The sequence below is a fragment of the Streptomyces sp. NBC_01508 genome (genome assembly GCF_045040315.1).
Lineage (GTDB): Bacteria > Actinomycetota > Actinomycetes > Streptomycetales > Streptomycetaceae > Streptomyces.
The window spans coordinates 6,455,150-6,470,864 of sequence record NZ_CP109419.1 but is presented as its reverse complement, the minus strand read 5'-3'; the positions used below and the strand labels follow the sequence as shown (position 1 = coordinate 6,470,864).

Annotated in this window: 14 protein-coding genes; 4 read left to right on the top strand and 10 right to left on the bottom strand. The window is 72.7% G+C overall.

Annotated elements, in window-relative coordinates; all coding sequences use genetic code 11:
* Positions 1 to 159 precede the first annotated feature (159 nt).
* Together OG700_RS29940 and OG700_RS29935 are read left to right on the top strand one after the other, a co-directional pair.
* Positions 160 to 939: an alpha/beta hydrolase gene (locus tag OG700_RS29940; protein WP_405618973.1), complete on the top strand. Its 780-nt coding sequence runs from the start codon at positions 160 to 162 to the stop codon at positions 937 to 939.
* Positions 932 to 1,636, top strand: coding sequence for a hypothetical protein (locus OG700_RS29935; protein ID WP_405618971.1), 705 nt, complete (start codon positions 932 to 934; stop codon positions 1,634 to 1,636). Before OG700_RS29940 ends, OG700_RS29935 begins: the two co-directional genes overlap by 8 nt.
* Positions 1,637 to 1,680: 44 nt before the next feature.
* Here the strand turns inward: OG700_RS29935 and OG700_RS29930 are convergent, their stop codons facing one another.
* The 6 genes from OG700_RS29930 to OG700_RS29905 form a co-directional block, all read right to left on the bottom strand.
* On the bottom strand, positions 1,681 to 2,454 hold the full coding sequence (locus OG700_RS29930; RefSeq protein ID WP_405618969.1) for an endonuclease/exonuclease/phosphatase family protein: 774 nt from the start codon (positions 2,452 to 2,454) through the stop codon (positions 1,681 to 1,683).
* Positions 2,455 to 2,705: 251 nt separating this feature from the next.
* Complete coding sequence (locus tag OG700_RS29925; protein WP_405618967.1) at positions 2,706 to 3,647, bottom strand: ROK family glucokinase; 942 nt, start codon at positions 3,645 to 3,647, stop codon at positions 2,706 to 2,708.
* 65 nt (positions 3,648 to 3,712) lie between these two features.
* A complete protein-coding gene (locus OG700_RS29920) occupies positions 3,713 to 4,189 on the bottom strand; it encodes a DUF5304 domain-containing protein (protein WP_405618965.1) in 477 nt (158 codons plus the stop codon).
* Between the two features lie 89 nt (positions 4,190 to 4,278).
* Entirely contained in the window at positions 4,279 to 5,538 is a 1,260-nt protein-coding gene (locus OG700_RS29915) for an ArsA family ATPase (RefSeq protein WP_405618963.1), read from the bottom strand.
* Positions 5,538 to 6,023 carry an SRPBCC family protein gene (locus tag OG700_RS29910; protein ID WP_405618961.1) on the bottom strand — a complete coding sequence of 162 codons (486 nt, stop codon included), beginning with the start codon at positions 6,021 to 6,023 and terminating at the stop codon, positions 5,538 to 5,540. Before OG700_RS29910 ends, OG700_RS29915 begins: the two co-directional genes overlap by 1 nt.
* 101 nt (positions 6,024 to 6,124) lie before the next feature.
* Positions 6,125 to 6,982 carry a metallophosphoesterase gene (locus OG700_RS29905; protein WP_405618959.1) on the bottom strand — a complete coding sequence of 286 codons (858 nt, stop codon included), beginning with the start codon at positions 6,980 to 6,982 and terminating at the stop codon, positions 6,125 to 6,127.
* 280 nt (positions 6,983 to 7,262) lie between these two features.
* Here OG700_RS29905 and OG700_RS29900 point away from each other — a divergent pair, with 280 nt between their 5' ends.
* Complete coding sequence (locus OG700_RS29900; RefSeq protein ID WP_405618957.1) at positions 7,263 to 9,098, top strand: AMP-dependent synthetase/ligase; 1,836 nt, start codon at positions 7,263 to 7,265, stop codon at positions 9,096 to 9,098.
* Between the two features lie 246 nt (positions 9,099 to 9,344).
* On the opposite strand, the gene OG700_RS29895 is transcribed toward OG700_RS29900, so the two are convergent.
* A complete protein-coding gene (locus tag OG700_RS29895; RefSeq protein ID WP_405618955.1) occupies positions 9,345 to 10,499 on the bottom strand; it encodes a glycosyltransferase family 4 protein in 1,155 nt (384 codons plus the stop codon).
* 110 nt (positions 10,500 to 10,609) lie between these two features.
* On the opposite strand from OG700_RS29895, the gene OG700_RS29890 reads away from it, so the two are divergent.
* Positions 10,610 to 11,938 carry a glycosyltransferase 87 family protein gene (locus OG700_RS29890; RefSeq protein WP_405618953.1) on the top strand — a complete coding sequence of 443 codons (1,329 nt, stop codon included), beginning with the start codon at positions 10,610 to 10,612 and terminating at the stop codon, positions 11,936 to 11,938.
* Positions 11,939 to 11,975: 37 nt separating this feature from the next.
* Here the strand turns inward: OG700_RS29890 and OG700_RS29885 are convergent, their stop codons facing one another.
* The 3 genes from OG700_RS29885 to OG700_RS29875 form a co-directional block, all read right to left on the bottom strand.
* A complete protein-coding gene (locus tag OG700_RS29885) occupies positions 11,976 to 13,244 on the bottom strand; it encodes a hypothetical protein (RefSeq protein WP_405618951.1) in 1,269 nt (422 codons plus the stop codon).
* A 119-nt stretch (positions 13,245 to 13,363) separates the two neighbouring features.
* Positions 13,364 to 14,392, bottom strand: a complete 1,029-nt coding sequence (locus OG700_RS29880) for an NlpC/P60 family protein (RefSeq protein WP_405622073.1) — start codon at positions 14,390 to 14,392, stop codon at positions 13,364 to 13,366.
* A 278-nt stretch (positions 14,393 to 14,670) separates the two neighbouring features.
* On the bottom strand, positions 14,671 to 15,699 hold the full coding sequence (locus OG700_RS29875) for an NlpC/P60 family protein (protein ID WP_405618949.1): 1,029 nt from the start codon (positions 15,697 to 15,699) through the stop codon (positions 14,671 to 14,673).
* Positions 15,700 to 15,715: the final 16 nt, after the last annotated feature.

The following is a 15,715-nucleotide window of genomic DNA, read 5'->3' as shown; positions in this document are numbered from 1 at the left end:
TGCCTCCTGTGTGCTGTCGACCGACCTTAACCCGCGGGGGGCGCGCGGGTTCCGTCCCGGGGCGCCGACGGCTCTGGTCGGTGTCGGTCCGGTCGCGTACGGTGAAGTACCACTTCCAGACTCACGATGACTCACGAAGACTCACGAACAGGAGACCCTGTGCCGGTCCTTCCTGGAGCCGAGCCGTACCGCCACGAGGGCGGAGATGTCGGCGTCCTCCTCTGCCACGGATTCACCGGTTCCCCGCAGTCGCTGCGCCCCTGGGCCGAGTATCTGGCCGCCCGGGACCTCACGGTGTCGCTGCCGCTGCTCCCCGGGCACGGCACCCGCTGGGAGGACATGCAGATCACCGGCTGGCAGGACTGGTACGCGGAGGTGGACCGGGCGCTGCGGGAGATCGGCGAGCGGTGCGAGCGGGTCTTCGTCTTCGGCCTCTCCATGGGCGGGACGCTGGCGCTGCGGCTCGCCGCCAAGCACGGGCACGCGGTCAGCGGCGTCGCCGTCGTCAACCCGGGGAACAAGGTGCACGGCCTTTCGGCGTACGCGCTGCCCGTAGCCCGTCATCTCGTCCGGACGACAAAGGGATTGCGTGGCGACATCGCGCTGGAGGGCGGCCAGGAGGTCGGTTACGACCGGGTCCCGCTGCACGCCGCGCACTCGCTGCGGAATTTCTTCCGGCTGGTGGACGGGGAGCTGCCGCAGGTCACCCAGCCGCTGCTGCTGATGCGCAGCCCGCGTGACCATGTCGTGCCCCCGGCCGACTCGGCCAGGATCCTCGGCCGGGTCTCGTCGACCGACATCCGGGAGGTCATCCTGGAACAGAGCTACCACGTGGCGACGTTGGACCACGATGCGGAGCGGATTTTCGAGGAGAGTCACGCGTTCATCGGCCGACTCGCTCCGAACGTCGGGAAGAAGGGGAGCACAACCGGTGGCTGAGCATGACGCGGACCGCGAGCCGCAGCCGATCGACGAGGACGCCGCGTGGGCGGCGATCGTCGCGGGTTACGGCGAGGAGCCGGCCGATCCGCCGGGTGCCAAGCCCTTCAAGTCGGTCGAGGATCTGGCGCTCCTGGAGAGCGACCGGAACAGGTCCGAGCCGACGCCGCCGAAGGACAAGGGGGCCGGGAGCACGAAGGCGGACCTCGGACCGGTGAACCGGTCGGAGACCGTGCCGGACACGGCCGGGACGGACGCCGAGACCGGGGCGGAAGCCAAGGCCAAGGCAGCCGCGGAAGCGGATCGCGAACGCGAGCCCGAGCCGGACGCCAAGCCCGACAAGCCGTCGCTCGGCAGCTCGATCGTCTTCGCGCCCGGCGTCGCCGGCGGCGGCCCGCGCGACTACTCGATCGCGGAGCCGAAGGACGACGACCTCGACGACAGCGACGAGGGCCATTTCGTACCGCCGGAGCCGCCGCCGCTGCCCGAGGCCGACGTCACGGCCAAGTTCGCCTGGCTCGCGGTGATCGGCGGCCCGGTGCTCATGCTCCTCGCCGTGCTGTTCCGGTGGGAGATGACCTGGTGGCTGACGACGGTCTGTATCGGCGGCTTCCTGGGCGGTTTCGCCACGCTGGTGGCGCGGATGCAGCACGGGGACGACGAGGACGACGATCCGGGCCGCGGCGCGGTGGTCTGACGCCCACAGCGGCGACCTGACGCCCCGTCAGGACTGACGCCGTCTCAACCCCTTTCCCCGGAAGGCGGGTTCAGGACCGCGGGCACGCGCAGGGCGGCCAGCACCGGAAGGTGATCCGTGGCCGCCCGCAGATCGCTCTGAACGATGCCCGGCAGCCCCAACGGCACGCCGCAGCCCAGCACTTCGACACCCTCGGTCGCGAAGATCGCGTCGATGCGCTGGTGCGGATCGGCGGGCGTCGAGGTGTACTCGCTCCCCCACGGCTTGACCGCCCAGCCGTCCTGCAACTCCCCGGCCAGCCTGCGGAACGAACGCCCCTGCGGCCGGTCGTTGATGTCACCGGCCACGATCGTGTGCGGGACGTCCATCGCCCGGACCTGGTCGAGCACCATCCCGGCCTGGGCGAAACGCTCGTCGCTCCCAAGGCTGAGATGGCAGCTGAGCAGCCCGATCCGGGCGCCCCCGATCCGTACGACCGCTGTGGCGAAGCCCCGCCGGTGCAGGCCCGGCGTCAGCGGCAGCAGCACGTCCCGCGTACGCTCCACCGTCGCGCGCAGTGAGCACAGCAGCAGCGGGCCCGCGGCCGTGCCGCCACCGCTGAGGACGACGAGATCGGTCCGGGCGGCCAGCCACGCGGCCCGCTTGCGCCAGCGGAAGAAGCGCGGCGCCTCCTGGACGAAGACCAGGTCGGGCTCGCAGGCCCGGATCACCCGGGCCAGCGCCTCGCGGTCGTCGCGCAGGGAGCGGACGTTGTAGCTGAGCACGCGGATCACGGCCGAACCGTCCGACTCGGTACGGGAGTCGGGAAGCGAAATCATGGGGACGGGTCCACCCTGTCCACTCACCGGAGTTGTCACCGGACCACGATAGGCCACCGCCCGCCGACCCCCTGCGGGGCGCGGCGGGCGGTGGTCGTCGGGATACCGGGTTCGTCCGGTGGCCGGGTTCGTCCGGTGGCCGGGTTCGTCCTCAAATGCCGGACGGGCCGCTGTGCTCTGCCCTCAATCGCCGGACAGGCTTGCCCGATCGGCGATTGAGGACAACGGTGCGGACCGACCGACCGTACGGCTCAGCCCTGGCGGGCCAGGTCCGCGGCGCCGACCAGCCCGGCCTTGCCACCCAGTTGGGCGGCGAGAACCTGCGCGTGCGGACGCCACGCGCCGCCGATCAGCCAGCGGCGGAAGGACTTGCGGATCGGGTCGAGGACCAGTTCGCCCTCGTCCGACACGCCACCGCCGACGATGAACGCCGACGGGTCGAACAGCGAGGCCAGGTCGGCCAGGCCCGCGCCGGCCCAACGGGCCAGCTCCCGGAAGGAGTCGACGGCCACCGGGTCGCCCTCGCGGGCGGCGGCGCTGATGTGCTTGCCCTCGATGCCCCCGGGTGTGCCGTCGCCGAGGCGCAGCAGGATCTCCGCGTTCTCGGGTGTGGCGTTGGCGCGTTGCTTCGCGTACCGGACCAGGGCGCGTCCCGACGCGTACTGCTCCCAGCAGCCCTGGCTGCCGCAGCCGCACAGCAACCCGTCGGGCACGACCCGGATATGGCCGAATTCCGCCGCGACGCCGAAGCGTCCGCGGCGCAGTTTGTTGCCGATGATGATGCCGCCGCCCAGCCCGGTGCCGAGCGTGATGCAGATGACGTCCTCGTGGCCCTGTCCGGCCCCGAACTTGTACTCGCCCCAGGCCGCCGCGTTCGCGTCGTTCTCCACGACGACCTGCATCCCGACCCGCTGCTCGACCTTGTCCTTGAGCGGTTCGTGACGCCAGTCGATGTTCGGCGCGAACAGGACGGTGGCGCGCTTGTCGTCCACGTAGCCGGCGGCGCCGATGCCGACCGCCTCGATCTCGTGTCCCTTGCCGGCACCGGAGACCGCCGCGCAGATCGCGTCGACGATGCCCTCCGCGGTCGGCGGGGTGGGCACCAGGTGCGTATCGAGAATCGCGCCCTCTTCGTCGACGACGCCCGCCGCGATCTTCGTGCCGCCGATGTCGACGCCGATGGTGAGTCCCATGTATCCCTCAGTTTTCGGTCGAGCCCCGCTGGGGCCAACCGTACCCGAGGGCGGGCGTCCGGCCGTCAGTCCAGGTCGATGTGGGTGCCGGGGGTGGGACCCTCATCGCGGGGATCCGAGGGGTCGTTGGCCTTTCCGTCCGTCTTCTTCAGGCTGATGTCGGGCGCCTCGTCCGGTCCCCGGGTCCAGCGGCGCTCGTCGCCCTCGACGGCGGAGCGGTAGGCGGCGAGCAGTTCGTTTCCGGCCGCCGCGAGGTGGTCGAAGATATCCGGATTACGGTCGATGACCGGCTCGACGGCCGACTTGGCCTGGGTGATGAACTGCTGGACGGCGCCCTGCGCGGCCATCCCGAGCAGTGGGCTCTGGAACGAGGACACCTTGTCGGCCACGGCGTCGACGAACCGGCGCAGCTCTTCGGAGGCCGAGCCGGGCGGCGTCCCGTGGACGGCACGGCGACGGGCCTTCTCGGCGGCCAGGTCCTCGGCGCAGGCCGTGGCCCAGGCGTCCGGGTCGGCGGCGGGACGCTCGGTGGCATCGCTCATGGGTTACTCCCGCATCGGGACAAGGCGCCTCGTCCGGGGCGGACCGGAGGCTGTGTACCTTCGACGGTACCCGAACCCGGGTGGGACGTTCAGGGTGTGCGCGGCCAGAGCCCCGGGTCCGGCGTGAAACGGACCTTCAGGACACCGTCCGTGAGCGCGGCGCCCGAGACGGTGCAGCGCCGCAGGGCGGCGGCGAGCGGCACGATGCGGTGGAACGGGCCTACGGTCAGGAGCAGTTCGTCACCGCGCCGCACCAGTGCGACGTCCGCCTTCACCGCGCCGGGCAGTGGCAGGGACCACACCAGCAGACCGTCCTCCTCCCGCCGGTCCTCCACCCACCACGGATCGCGGTACGGCTCCGGGTCCCCGCCCGGACCCGGACCCGGACCGTCGAGACCGGCGAGGCCGTCGAGATCAGCGAGATCGTCGAGTCCGCGCGGATCCCGGCCGAGGTGGCGCACCGCGCGCAGCGGCCACGCGGAGCCGTACTCCTCGCCCCACTCGTCCAGGCACTTCTGCTGCTGCGCGGCGAGCGTCGCGGCCCAGGCGTCGGACGAACCCGTCGGCAGCACCTTGTTCGGTACGAGGGCGTCGACGCGCAGCCCGTACAGACCGATCCCGCCGCGGGCCACGCGCAGGGCGTCCCCGGCGGCCGGGCCGGGCTCGGCGACGAGCCGTACGGTCGTGGTCGGGGCCTCGATCAGCGCCTGGACGGCGGCCAGTTCCTCGTCCCGGCGGGCGGCGGCGCCGTACAGCCAGCCCGCGGGCATCGGTACGCCGGCGAGCTGCGCCATCATCGGGCGCAGCGCACGCGCGGCCTGCCGCTCCGCCGGCAGGAGGCGGCCCAGCAGCCGGCGCAGCCGCTCGGGCAGGGCGAGTACGGACAGGGCGTCGCGCAGCGGCGGCAGGTCGACGACGAGCACGTCCCAGTCGCCGGCCGCGGCCCGGCGCAGCGCCTGGAGCAGGGCGAACTGTTCGCTGCCCGGCAGTTCGGTCAGCTCCTCGCCGTCCAGGCGCCGGGCGCCGAGCATGTCGAGCGCGGTGGCGGCGCGGTCCTGGAGGGCGAGGAATTCGGTGCGGAAGTAGTCGGCGGGGTCGACGCGGGCGGCCCAGAGGCCGGGCGTCACCTCGGCCGGTTCGACGGCGACGGCGCCCTCCGTGCCGAGTACGGCACCGAGGCCCGGCCCCGCCGGGTCGGCGGAGAGCAGCAGCGTACGGCTGCCGCGCCGGGCGGCGGCCAGGGCGGTCGCCGCCGCGACGGTGCTGCGGCCCGCCCCGCCGGGGCCGGTGACCAGGACCGTGCGCGGCACGCCCGTGGCCGGTGCCGTGCTGTCGGCGCGCTCCGTCATCAGGTGGTGGGCGTCTCGGCCGCTCCGGCGGATCCGGCGCTCGGGGGTGCGCTCTCGACCCGCTTCTTCAGACCGGCCAGGGCACGGTCGATGATGACCTTCTCGGCCTTGCGCTTGATCATGCCGAGCATCGGGATCTTGACGTCGACGGTCAGCCGGTAGGTGACCTCGGTGCGCCCGCCGCCGCCCGCCGGTGCCAGCCGGTACGAGCCGTCGAGGGAGCGCAGCATCTGCGACTTGACGAGAGTCCAGCTGACCTCGTCACCGCCGGTCCAGGTGTACGCGAGGGTGTGGTCGTCCTTGATCGCGCCCGCGTCGAGCACCAGCCTGACCTGCTCGGCGCGGCCCTCGGCGTCGGTGGACAGCACCTCGGCCTCCTTCACCTCGCCGGTCCACTCGGGATAGCGGGCGAAGTCGGCGATCACGCCCATCACGTCGGCGGGTGCCGCCTCGATCGTGATGCTCGACTTGGTGTGTTCCGCCATCGACGCGCTCCTCCAGATGGTGTCTCCCCGGCAAAGCGGGGCGACGGTCACGCTTTACCGGTACCGGCCGTGCGGTGTGCAGGTTATCGCGTGCCCGGCGGTCACCATTCCATGGCCCAGGGCCGTCCGGTGGACGCGAAGTGTCCGACGTTCACACACTCCGTCGAGCCGACGCGCATCCGGGGGGCGAGCGGCTGGTGGACATGGCCGAAGAGCGCGTACCTCGGTTTCGTACGGCGGACGGCGTCCAGCAGCGCGCGGCTGCCGCGCTCGAAGCGGCGGGCGACGGTGTCGTACGTCAACTCGGGGACCTCGGGCGGGATGTGGGAGCACAGCACGTCGACGTCGCCGAGCCGCTCGACCTTGGCCGCGTACTCCTCGTCGGAGATCTCGTACGGGGTGCGCATCGGGGTGCGCAGGCCACCGCCGACGAAGCCGAAGACGCGCCCGCCGATCTCGACCCGCTCGCCGTCGAGGACGGTGGTGCCCGGTCCGGCGTACTCGGGCCAGAGGGCGGGGATGTCGACGTTGCCGTAGGTGGCGTACGTCGGAGTGGGGAGGACGGCGAACATTTCGGCGTACTGGCGGCGCACCGCCGATTCGATGGCGCTGTCGCGGTCGGTCGCGAGCCCCGCCCAGAGGCTGCGGCCCAGGTCACGGGCCTCGTCGAAGCGGCGGGCGGTGCGCAGTTCCACGATGCGGTCGGCGTTCTCCTCGCCGAAGAGGTCGGGGAAGATGCCGCGCGAGTGGTCGGCGTAGTCGAGGAAGAGGACCAGGTCACCGAGGCAGATCAGGGCGTCGGCGCCGGTGCCGGCGGTGGCGAGGTCGCGGGTGTTGCCGTGCACGTCACTGACGACGTGGACGCGGGTACGGGCGCGGCCGTTCCCGTCGCCGCTCGTGGCTCTGTTCGTGGCTCTGTTCGTGTCGCCGTCCCCGTCGCCGTTCCCGCCCTCACGCATGCCGCTCACCCTAGATCGCCGCCTTCCGACTGAGTACAGGGGTGCGGACCTGCGGTTACTGACACGTCCGTACAGCTTTGGACTACTCTGCGCGAAGGACCGTCAAAAAATCGTGTGACGCAGGGAACATCTGGCCGGGCACCCCTATCCGGAACCGTGTACTGGTGGGTAACGTCCGGGCAGTCCAGCCGTGCTCACTCCCGAGAGCACCTGCCCGATGTGGATCGCAGCCGGTTCGGCACAGTGGCGTGCCACCGGCGCCCGACGAGGAGCAGCAGTCTTGCGCGAGTTCAGCCTTCCGGCCCTGTACGAAGTCCCCTCGGACGGCAACCTGACGGATCTCATCCGCCGCAACGCCGTTCAGCATCCCGATGTCGCGGTCCTGGGCCGCAAGGTCGCCGGTGCGTGGACGGATGTCACGGCCACCCAGTTCCTCGCCGAGGTCCGGGCGGTGGCCAAGGGGCTGATCGCGTCCGGCATCCGCCCCGGTGAGCGGGTCGCCCTGATGTCCCGTACCCGGTACGAGTGGGTGCTGCTGGACTTCGCGATCTGGAGCGCGGGCGCCGTCACGGTACCGGTGTTCGAGACCAGCTCCGCCGAGCAGGTCCAGTGGATCCTCGGCGACTCGGGCACCGCCGCCGTGATCGTGGAGTCCGACGCGCACGCCGCGGCGGTGAAGTCCGTCTCGGACGGGCTGCCGGAGCTGCGGCGCGTCTGGCAGCTCGACCGGACCGGCCAGGGTGACGAGGGCGGCGAGGGCGGTCGCACCGGCTGTGTGGCCGAACTGACCGCCGCCGGCGCGGAGATCACCGAGGCGGAGGTCGACGAACGCAGCGCGACGGCGAAGGCCGACGATCCGGCGACGATCGTCTACACCTCGGGAACCACCGGCCGCCCCAAGGGCTGCGTCCTGACGCACCGCGCCTTCTTCGCGGAGTGCGGCAACGTGGTGGAGCGCCTGAAACCGCTGTTCCGTACGGGCGAGTGTTCCGTCCTGCTCTTCCTGCCCGCCGCGCACGTCTTCGGACGGCTGGTCGAGGTGGCCTCCGTGATGGCGCCGATCAAACTCGGCTGCGCACCGGACATCAGGAATCTGACCGAGGAGCTGGCCACGTTCCGGCCGACGCTGATCCTCGGGGTGCCGCGCGTCTTCGAGAAGGTCTACAACTCGGCGCGGGCCAAGGCCGCGGCGGACGGCAAGGGCAAGATCTTCGACCGCGCGGCGCGCACGGCGATCGACTACAGCCGCGCGCTGAGCAGCGGGCGGGGTCCGTCCGTCGGGCTCAGGATCAAGCACCAGGTCTTCGACGCGCTCGTGTACCGCAAGCTGCGCGCCGTCCTCGGCGGCCGTGGCGAGTACGCCATCTCCGGCGGCGCCCCGCTGGGCGAACGCCTCGGGCACTTCTTCCGCGGCATCGGCTTCACCGTGCTGGAGGGTTACGGCCTGACGGAGACGTGCGCGGCCACCGCGTTCAACCCGTGGGACCGGCAGAAGATCGGCACGGTCGGGCAGCCGCTGCCGGGTTCGGTGGTCCGCATCGCGGACGACGGTGAGGTGCTGCTGCACGGCGAGCACCTGTTCACGGGCTACTGGAACAACGAGCCGGCGACGGCGGAGGCGCTGGCCGACGGCTGGTTCCACAGCGGCGACATCGGCACGCTCGACGAGGACGGGTATCTCGCGATCACCGGCCGCAAGAAGGAGATCCTGGTGACGGCGGGCGGCAAGAACGTCGCGCCCGCCGTGATCGAGGACCGCATCCGCGCGCACGCGCTGATCGCCGAGTGCATGGTGGTCGGCGACGGCCGACCGTTCGTGGGCGCGCTGCTGACGATCGACGAGGAGTTCCTGGCCCGCTGGGTCAAGGAGCACGGCAAGCCGCCGGGCTCGACGGCGGTGACGCTGCACGACGACCCGGATCTGCTGGCGGCGGTCCAGCAGGCGGTGGACGACGGCAACGCGGCGGTCTCGAAGGCGGAGTCGGTACGGAAGTTCCGGGTCCTTCAGGCGCAGTTCACCCAGGAGGCGGGTCACATCACGCCGTCGCTGAAGCTGAAGCGCGGCGTGGTGGCGAAGGATTTCGCGGACGAGATCGAGTCGATCTACCGGGGCTGAGCCCGTTGGGCGGACCGGGTCCGCCCCGAGCCCCTGGCCCCGGCGCCGGATGCCGTGACCGGGTCCGCCCGGTGGCCGGTTCGTCCTCAATCGCCGGACGGGCGCGGCCCACGAGCCGCGCAGCCCGGCAACGCTCCCGGACCACAGCGACACCGGACGGCTCGTAGACGCGTCGCGTACGGCCCCGACTGCGGGGAGGCAGGCAGGCTCTGCGGGACAGGCCGGACAGGCCGGACAGCCCCGCCCCTACAGCAGCTCGCGCAGACGCGTCGCCAGGAGGTCCCAGCGCCAGCGTTCCTCGACCCATTCCCGGCCTCGGCGCCCCATCCGCCCCCGTAGTTCCGGGTCGAGGAGCAGCGTCACGACGCGGTCCGCCGACTCCCGCGCGGCGATCGCGGCGGGCCCGCCCCGCACCACCCACCCCGTCTCGCCGTCCAGCACCGCGTCCGGCGCGCCGCCGGAGTCGCCGGCGACCACCGGGAGCCCCGTCGCGGAAGCCTCCAGGTAGACGATGCCCAGGCCCTCCACGTCGAGGCCGCCGCGCCGGGTGCGGCAGGGCATCGCGAAGACGTCGCCCGCGCCGTAGTGGGCGGGCAGTTCGGACCAGGGGACGGGGCCGGTGAAGCGTACGGAGTCGCCGACGCCGGTCTCGGCCGCCAGCTTCCGCAGTTCCTTGGCGTAAGGACCGCCGCCGACGATCAGCAGCACGGTGTCCGGGACCCTCGCCAGGATCGCCGGCATGGCGCGGATCAGCGTGTCCTGCCCCTTGCGCGGCACCAGCCGGGAGACGCAGACGACGACGGGCCGGTCGGTGAGCCCCAGCCGCTCGCGCACGGCGGCACCGCCCGAGGCCGGGTGGAAGGTCTTCTCGTCGACGCCGGGCGGCAGTTGGACCATGCGCCCGGCCGCGTCCGGCGTGAGCGCGGGGGCGATGCGTGAGCGCGTGTACTCGCCGAGGTAGGTGATCGTGTCCGTGCCCTCGCCGATACGGCGCAGCAGTTGCCGTGACGCGGGCAGTTGCGCCCAGCCCGCCTCGTGGCCGTGCGTGGTGGCGACGATGCGCCGGGCGCCGGCCCGGCGCAGCGCGGGGCCCATCAGGCCGAGCGGGGCGGCGGCGCCGAACCACACGGACTCGCAGCCGTGTTCACGCAGCAGTCCCACCGCCCGCCGGGTCACCCTCGGGGTGGGCAGCAGCATCGTCGTACGGTCGCGCACGACCGTGAAGGGCTGCTCGGCGTCGAAGGCGGCCGTCGCCTCCGCGCCCTCGGCGCCGCGCTTCCAAGTGGAGGCGTAGACGACGATCCGGTCGGGGTCCAGCCGCAGCGCCATGTTGTGCAGGAACGCCTGGATGCCACCGGGCCGGGGCGGGAAGTCGTTGGTCACGATCAAGGTCTTGTGCATCGTCGCCGACAGTACCGAACGGCCCCGCCTCATCGCTCCCGCGCCAGTCCCCCCGCATGATGGCTCCCGCCGACACATATTCGCATTTCGGTCAAAACGGGCAGGTGGTCATGACGGTCGGGGACACGAAGCGCACCCACGCCGAAGCGGCTGGAGACGTATCGGCGGGCGCCCCGGTCAGCGCGCTCAGCACGCTCGGGCAGGTCACGGTGTGGCTGCTCACCCGGACCGTACTGATGCTCTGTGTCCTCAAGATCCTCCTCGCGCCCGGTGTCGACGTCACCCCGGACGTCTCCGTGACCTATCAGGGCTGGTACGACGTCCTGCTCACCGGCACCTTCCCCCGGTCGGACGTCACCTGGCAGTACCCGCCCGCCGCCGCGTTCGCGATCCTCTCCCCCGCCCTGCTGCCCTTCCTCGACTACGCCACGGCGTTCTTCACCCTGTGCCTGCTCTGCGACGCGCTGGTCTTCGCCACGCTGCTGCGCGCGAGCCGGCGCCCCGGGCGCTCGACGCGCGGCGTGTGGGTGTGGGTCGCCGGCGTGGCGCTGCTCGGGCCCACCGTGTACGCGCGCTACGACCTGATGGTGACCGCCGTGGCCGTCTGCGCCCTCCTCGTGGGCGTCCGCAGGCCCCAACTGCTGGGCGCGCTCGCGGGGTTCGGGGCGCTGCTGAAGGTCTGGCCGGTGCTGCTGCTGATCGGTACGCCGCGCGGCCGGGCCACCCGGCTGTCCTGGTCGGCCGCCGCCGCGACGGCGCTCGCGCTGCTGGCCATGGTCTCCGCGGTGCTGCCGGGCGCGCTGGACTTCCTCACCGCGCAGCGCGACCGGGGCACCGAGGTCGAGTCGCTGGGCGCGCTGGTCTTCCATGTGGCCCGGCATCTCGGCTGGGACGGGGCCGTGATGTTCAGCTACGGCTCGGTGGAGTTCCGGGGGCCGTACGTCCCGCTCGTCAGCGCGCTCGCTCTCGTCCTGACCGTGGCGGCCTTCGGCTGGCTGCTCGTCTGGCGGCTGCGGGCGAAGGCGTTCGCGGCGAGCACCCTGTGCGACGCGGCGTTCGTCGCCGTACTGCTCTTCACCGTCACGAGCCGGGTGATCAGCCCGCAGTACATGATCTGGCTGGTGGGCCTGGCCGCCGTGTGCCTGCTGGCGCGCACCAGCCCGATGACGCCGCCCGCGGTGCTCGTGCTGGCGGCCTGCGCGGTCACGGCGCTCGAATTCCCGCTGTTCTTCTCGCACGTGACGGCGAGCGACTGGCTGGGCGTGACCCTGCTCGTCGTACGCAACGGGCTGCTGGTCGCCGCGGCGCTGACCGCGTGCGGCCGGCTGTGGCGCGCGACGGTGCCGGCGCCCCGGACGCGCGAACGCGAGGAGGCGACGGGCGCGGCCGGCGGCGAGGGCGCGAGCAAGGAGGACACGTACCGGCTGCTCGGCTCCTGACGGCCCGGTACAGGCCCCCCGCGCGGGCGGTAGCGGGTCAGCGCAGCCGCTCGCGCAGGTGGTCCCGCCACAGCGCGCCGAACTCGTCGGGCGTCACCGACAGCACGTCGTTCAGCGCGTTCTCGACGGCGCCCTCGCGGTGCTCGCGCTCCCCGACCGCCCGGTAGAAGTCCGTCAGCTTCCGCTCGCCCCAGCGCTCGGCGATCAGCTCGCACGCCAGGCGCCCGCCCTCGTAGGCGCGGGCCAGTTCGTCCGCCTCCGCGTCGAAGGCGAAGTCCGCGTCCTCGGGGAGCGCGGCGGGCGCGCCGCCCCGGCGCGGGGACCGTTCGAGCTCCGGCGCGGCCTGCCCGTCCGTACGACCGGTGTCCCGGTAGGCGACCCAGTCGGAGAAACCCTCCGACAGCCACATCGGGGTGGCCTCGGAGGTGGCCGCGCGGGTCGCCACATGGGTCGTCTCGTGGGTGAGGACGATCCGGCGCCCGAAGTCGCCCAGCAGGCCGTACGCGTCGGGGTTGACGATCACCCGGTCGGCGGGAGACGAACTCTTCGGCCCCGTCTCACCGGTCGTGACGGCGGCGATGCCCCGGTAGCTCGCCGCCGAGGCGCCCAGCAGACCGGCCATCGACGTCACCGACGCGGGCACCAGCACCACGACCCGGCCCGCCCATTCGCCCGGCCAGGCCCCGTCGACGGCGGGCACCGCCCGGTCGGCCGCGGCGGCGATCTCGCGGAGCCGGGTGCTGTCCTGGCCGACGCCGAGGATCAGGCTGCGCCTGCCGTGCACGACCTCGACGGGGCCCTGCTGCCAGAGCTGCCGCACGCCGCCCTCGCCGGGCCGGTCCGCCGTCACGTACCAGCGCCCGTCCCGTTCCGTCAGCTCCAGCGTGCGCGACGAGGTGACGGGCGCGCTGTCGTAGCCCGCCAGCCGGTAGCGCAGCTCGGCCCGCGCCGTCGCGCGGGTGCCGGTGCGCTCGACGTCCCGCAGACCGTACTCCCAGGACCGCACGGGCACGTCGGCGAGGTTCCGGTACGTCCGCCGCTCGGCGGCGAGCAGGTCACCGGCCTCGGGGTCGACAGCGGCCAGATACCCGGTCTCGTCGCGGTCGAGCAGGGCGTCGGCCCGGCGGTCGAGGGTCCGCTGGATGGCGCCGGTCGCGGCGTCGGCCGCGGGGGGCGCGGAGCACCCGGAGGCGACCAGCAGACACCCGAGCAGCGCGGCGACCGCACGGCGGCGCGCCCCGTCCCGGCGGGTCGTACGCCTGCGACCCGCCGCACGTCTTCGAGTCGTACGTCCCCGACCTGCCACCCTGCCGATCGTACGGGGCGCCGCGAGGACGGCTCCCGACGGACCGCCGGCGCCCGGTGCGGTGGCCGGTCCGTCCCCGATCGCCGGACGTGCCGGGCGGGCGGCCCGGCGGGCCGGGCTCAGACCCGGGTGACCGACGAGACCGGCATCATGCCGACCGGGTCGTAGCGGACCGAGGCGCCGGGGTAAGGCGCGTGCACCACCTGGCCGTTGCCCATGTACATCCCGATGTGGCTGGCGTCGTCGCGGTAGGCGACCAGGTCGCCGGGTCTCGCCTGGGAGAGCGGCACCTGCTGTCCGGCGTACCGCTGCGCCTGCGAGGTACGCGGCAGGGAGACCCCGGCCTGCGCGTACGCCCACTGGGTCAGGCCCGAACAGTCGAACCCCGAGGGGCCGTTGGCGCCCCACACGTACGGCAGGCCGACGACGCCGCGGGCCGCGCGGGCGGCCGCCGCGGCCCGCGCGGACGCGGGCGCCTCCCCGGAGAGCGACATCGCCCCGCCGTCGCGCCCGGACCGCGAGGCACGGTCGGCGTCCCTCTCCGCGTCGGGCAGCGAGTTCAACAGCCGCCGCGCCTCGGCGAGTCTGGCCTCGACGGTGCGCTTGTGGCGGGCGACGGCGGCCCGGCTGCGCTCCAGTTCCGCGAGATCCTTGGTGGCCTCGTGGCGCTGCTGTCCGAGCTTGCGCTGGGCCTGCCCGAGGTCGCGCAGCGCCAGGGCCTGGCGGTCGCTCAGCCGGTCGAGGGCCTCGGCCCTGCCCAGATAGCTGTCCGGGTCGGAGGAGAGCAGCAGGGCGAGCGCCGGGTCGAGCCCGCCGGAGCGGTACTGAGCGCCGGCGATCGAACCGAGCGCGCCGCGCATCCGGTTGACCCGCTCCTGGCCCCGGGCCGCGCTGTCGCGCACCCGGTCCACCCGTTCGCGCAGCACATCGGCCCGCTCGTCGGCCTTGTTGAACCGCTCGGTGGCCTTCTCGGCCTCCTCGTACAGCCGGTCGACGGTCGACCGGGTCGCCTCGGCCGGCTCCCGCGGGTCCGCGCTCGCCGGCGCCCCCCCGAGGGCTGCCGCGGCCGTGACCGCCGCGGCGGACAGGACTGTGACCCGGGTGCCCCGGCTGTGGCCGGGGTGTGAGGAACGACGATGGGACACCACAGGAAGCCGCACTTCCTTCCGCTGGACGCAACTGCGCAGCCCCTGCCGCCCGACGGGCGGAAGCATGGCCGGGAGCTACGGCGCAGCAGACAGTAACCGCGCGGACACAAAGTGACCAAAGACCGCGCCGGGCACAGACAGTGATGCCCCGCCGGAGATCACAGGTCACCGGCGGGGCGTGCGTCAGCGGGAGTAACCGGAGTTCGCCCGAACGGGCGGTCGCGGTCGTGTCCGTGAGAGGTGCGTGAGGTGTGGTGAGGAGTGCGTGACCGCCCGCGTCAGCCGACGCGGACGCCGAACTGGAAGCTGCCGGCCCACTCCATGGACTCGTACCGCACCACGGTGCCCGGCTTGGGGGCGTGGATCACCTGGCCGTTGCCGACATACAGCCCGACATGGCTCAGACCGCTGAAGAAGACCAGGTCGCCGGGGGCGAGTTCGCCTCGGCCGATCTTCGTGCCGTCGTTGACCTGGGTGTACGTGGTCCGGGTGAGGCTCACGCCCGCCTGGGCGTAGGCCCATTGGGTCAGCCCGGAGCAGTCGTAGGAGTTGGGGCCCTCGGCGCCGGAGATGTACGGCTTGCCCAGCTGGGTCTTGGCGGCGGCCAGCGCGGCGGCGGCCATTCCCGAAGAGGCCGCCTCGTTGCCGAGGTTGGCGCGCTCGTTGCCACGGGCCGCGCGCTCCTCGTCCTCGGCCGATATCTGCGCGCGCTCCTCGGCGGTCAGCGTGTTGAGGAGCTTGTTCGCCGCGTTGAGCTTGGTCTGGACGTCCTTCTTCTTCTTCGCCAGTTCCGTGCGCGTGTCGGCGAGGTCCTTCAGCTTGAGGGTCGCCTCCTTGCGCTGCTGCGCGAGGGTCCGCTGCTTGGCCTGGATCTTCTCCAGCGCGCCGACCTGCTTGGCGCCCATCTGGTCGAGCGTGGACGCCTTGTCCAGATAGTCGTCCGGGTCGGAGGAGAGAAAGAGCTGGAGCGCCGGGTCGATGCCACCGGAGCGGTACTGGGCGCTGGCCATCGAACCGAGGCCGCTACGCAGCTCGTTGAGCTCGTCCTGGCCGCGGGCGACCTTGTCCTGGATCGCCTCGACCTGCTTTTCGAGCTTCTCTTCCTTTTCGAGGGCACCACTGTGCTTCTCGGTCGAGGCCTCGGCCTCGTGGTAGAGCTTGTCGACCTTTTCCTTGACGTCTTCCTTGGTCGGCTTGGGATCGGCCTGCGCGGCCTGGGACGTCAGGGCGACAGCCGCAGCCGCTGTCGCGGTGAGCACGGTCACGCGGGCGCGGCTCGGCTGCTTGGGACGACGGTGGGACGCCACGAAGGCGAGCTCCTTC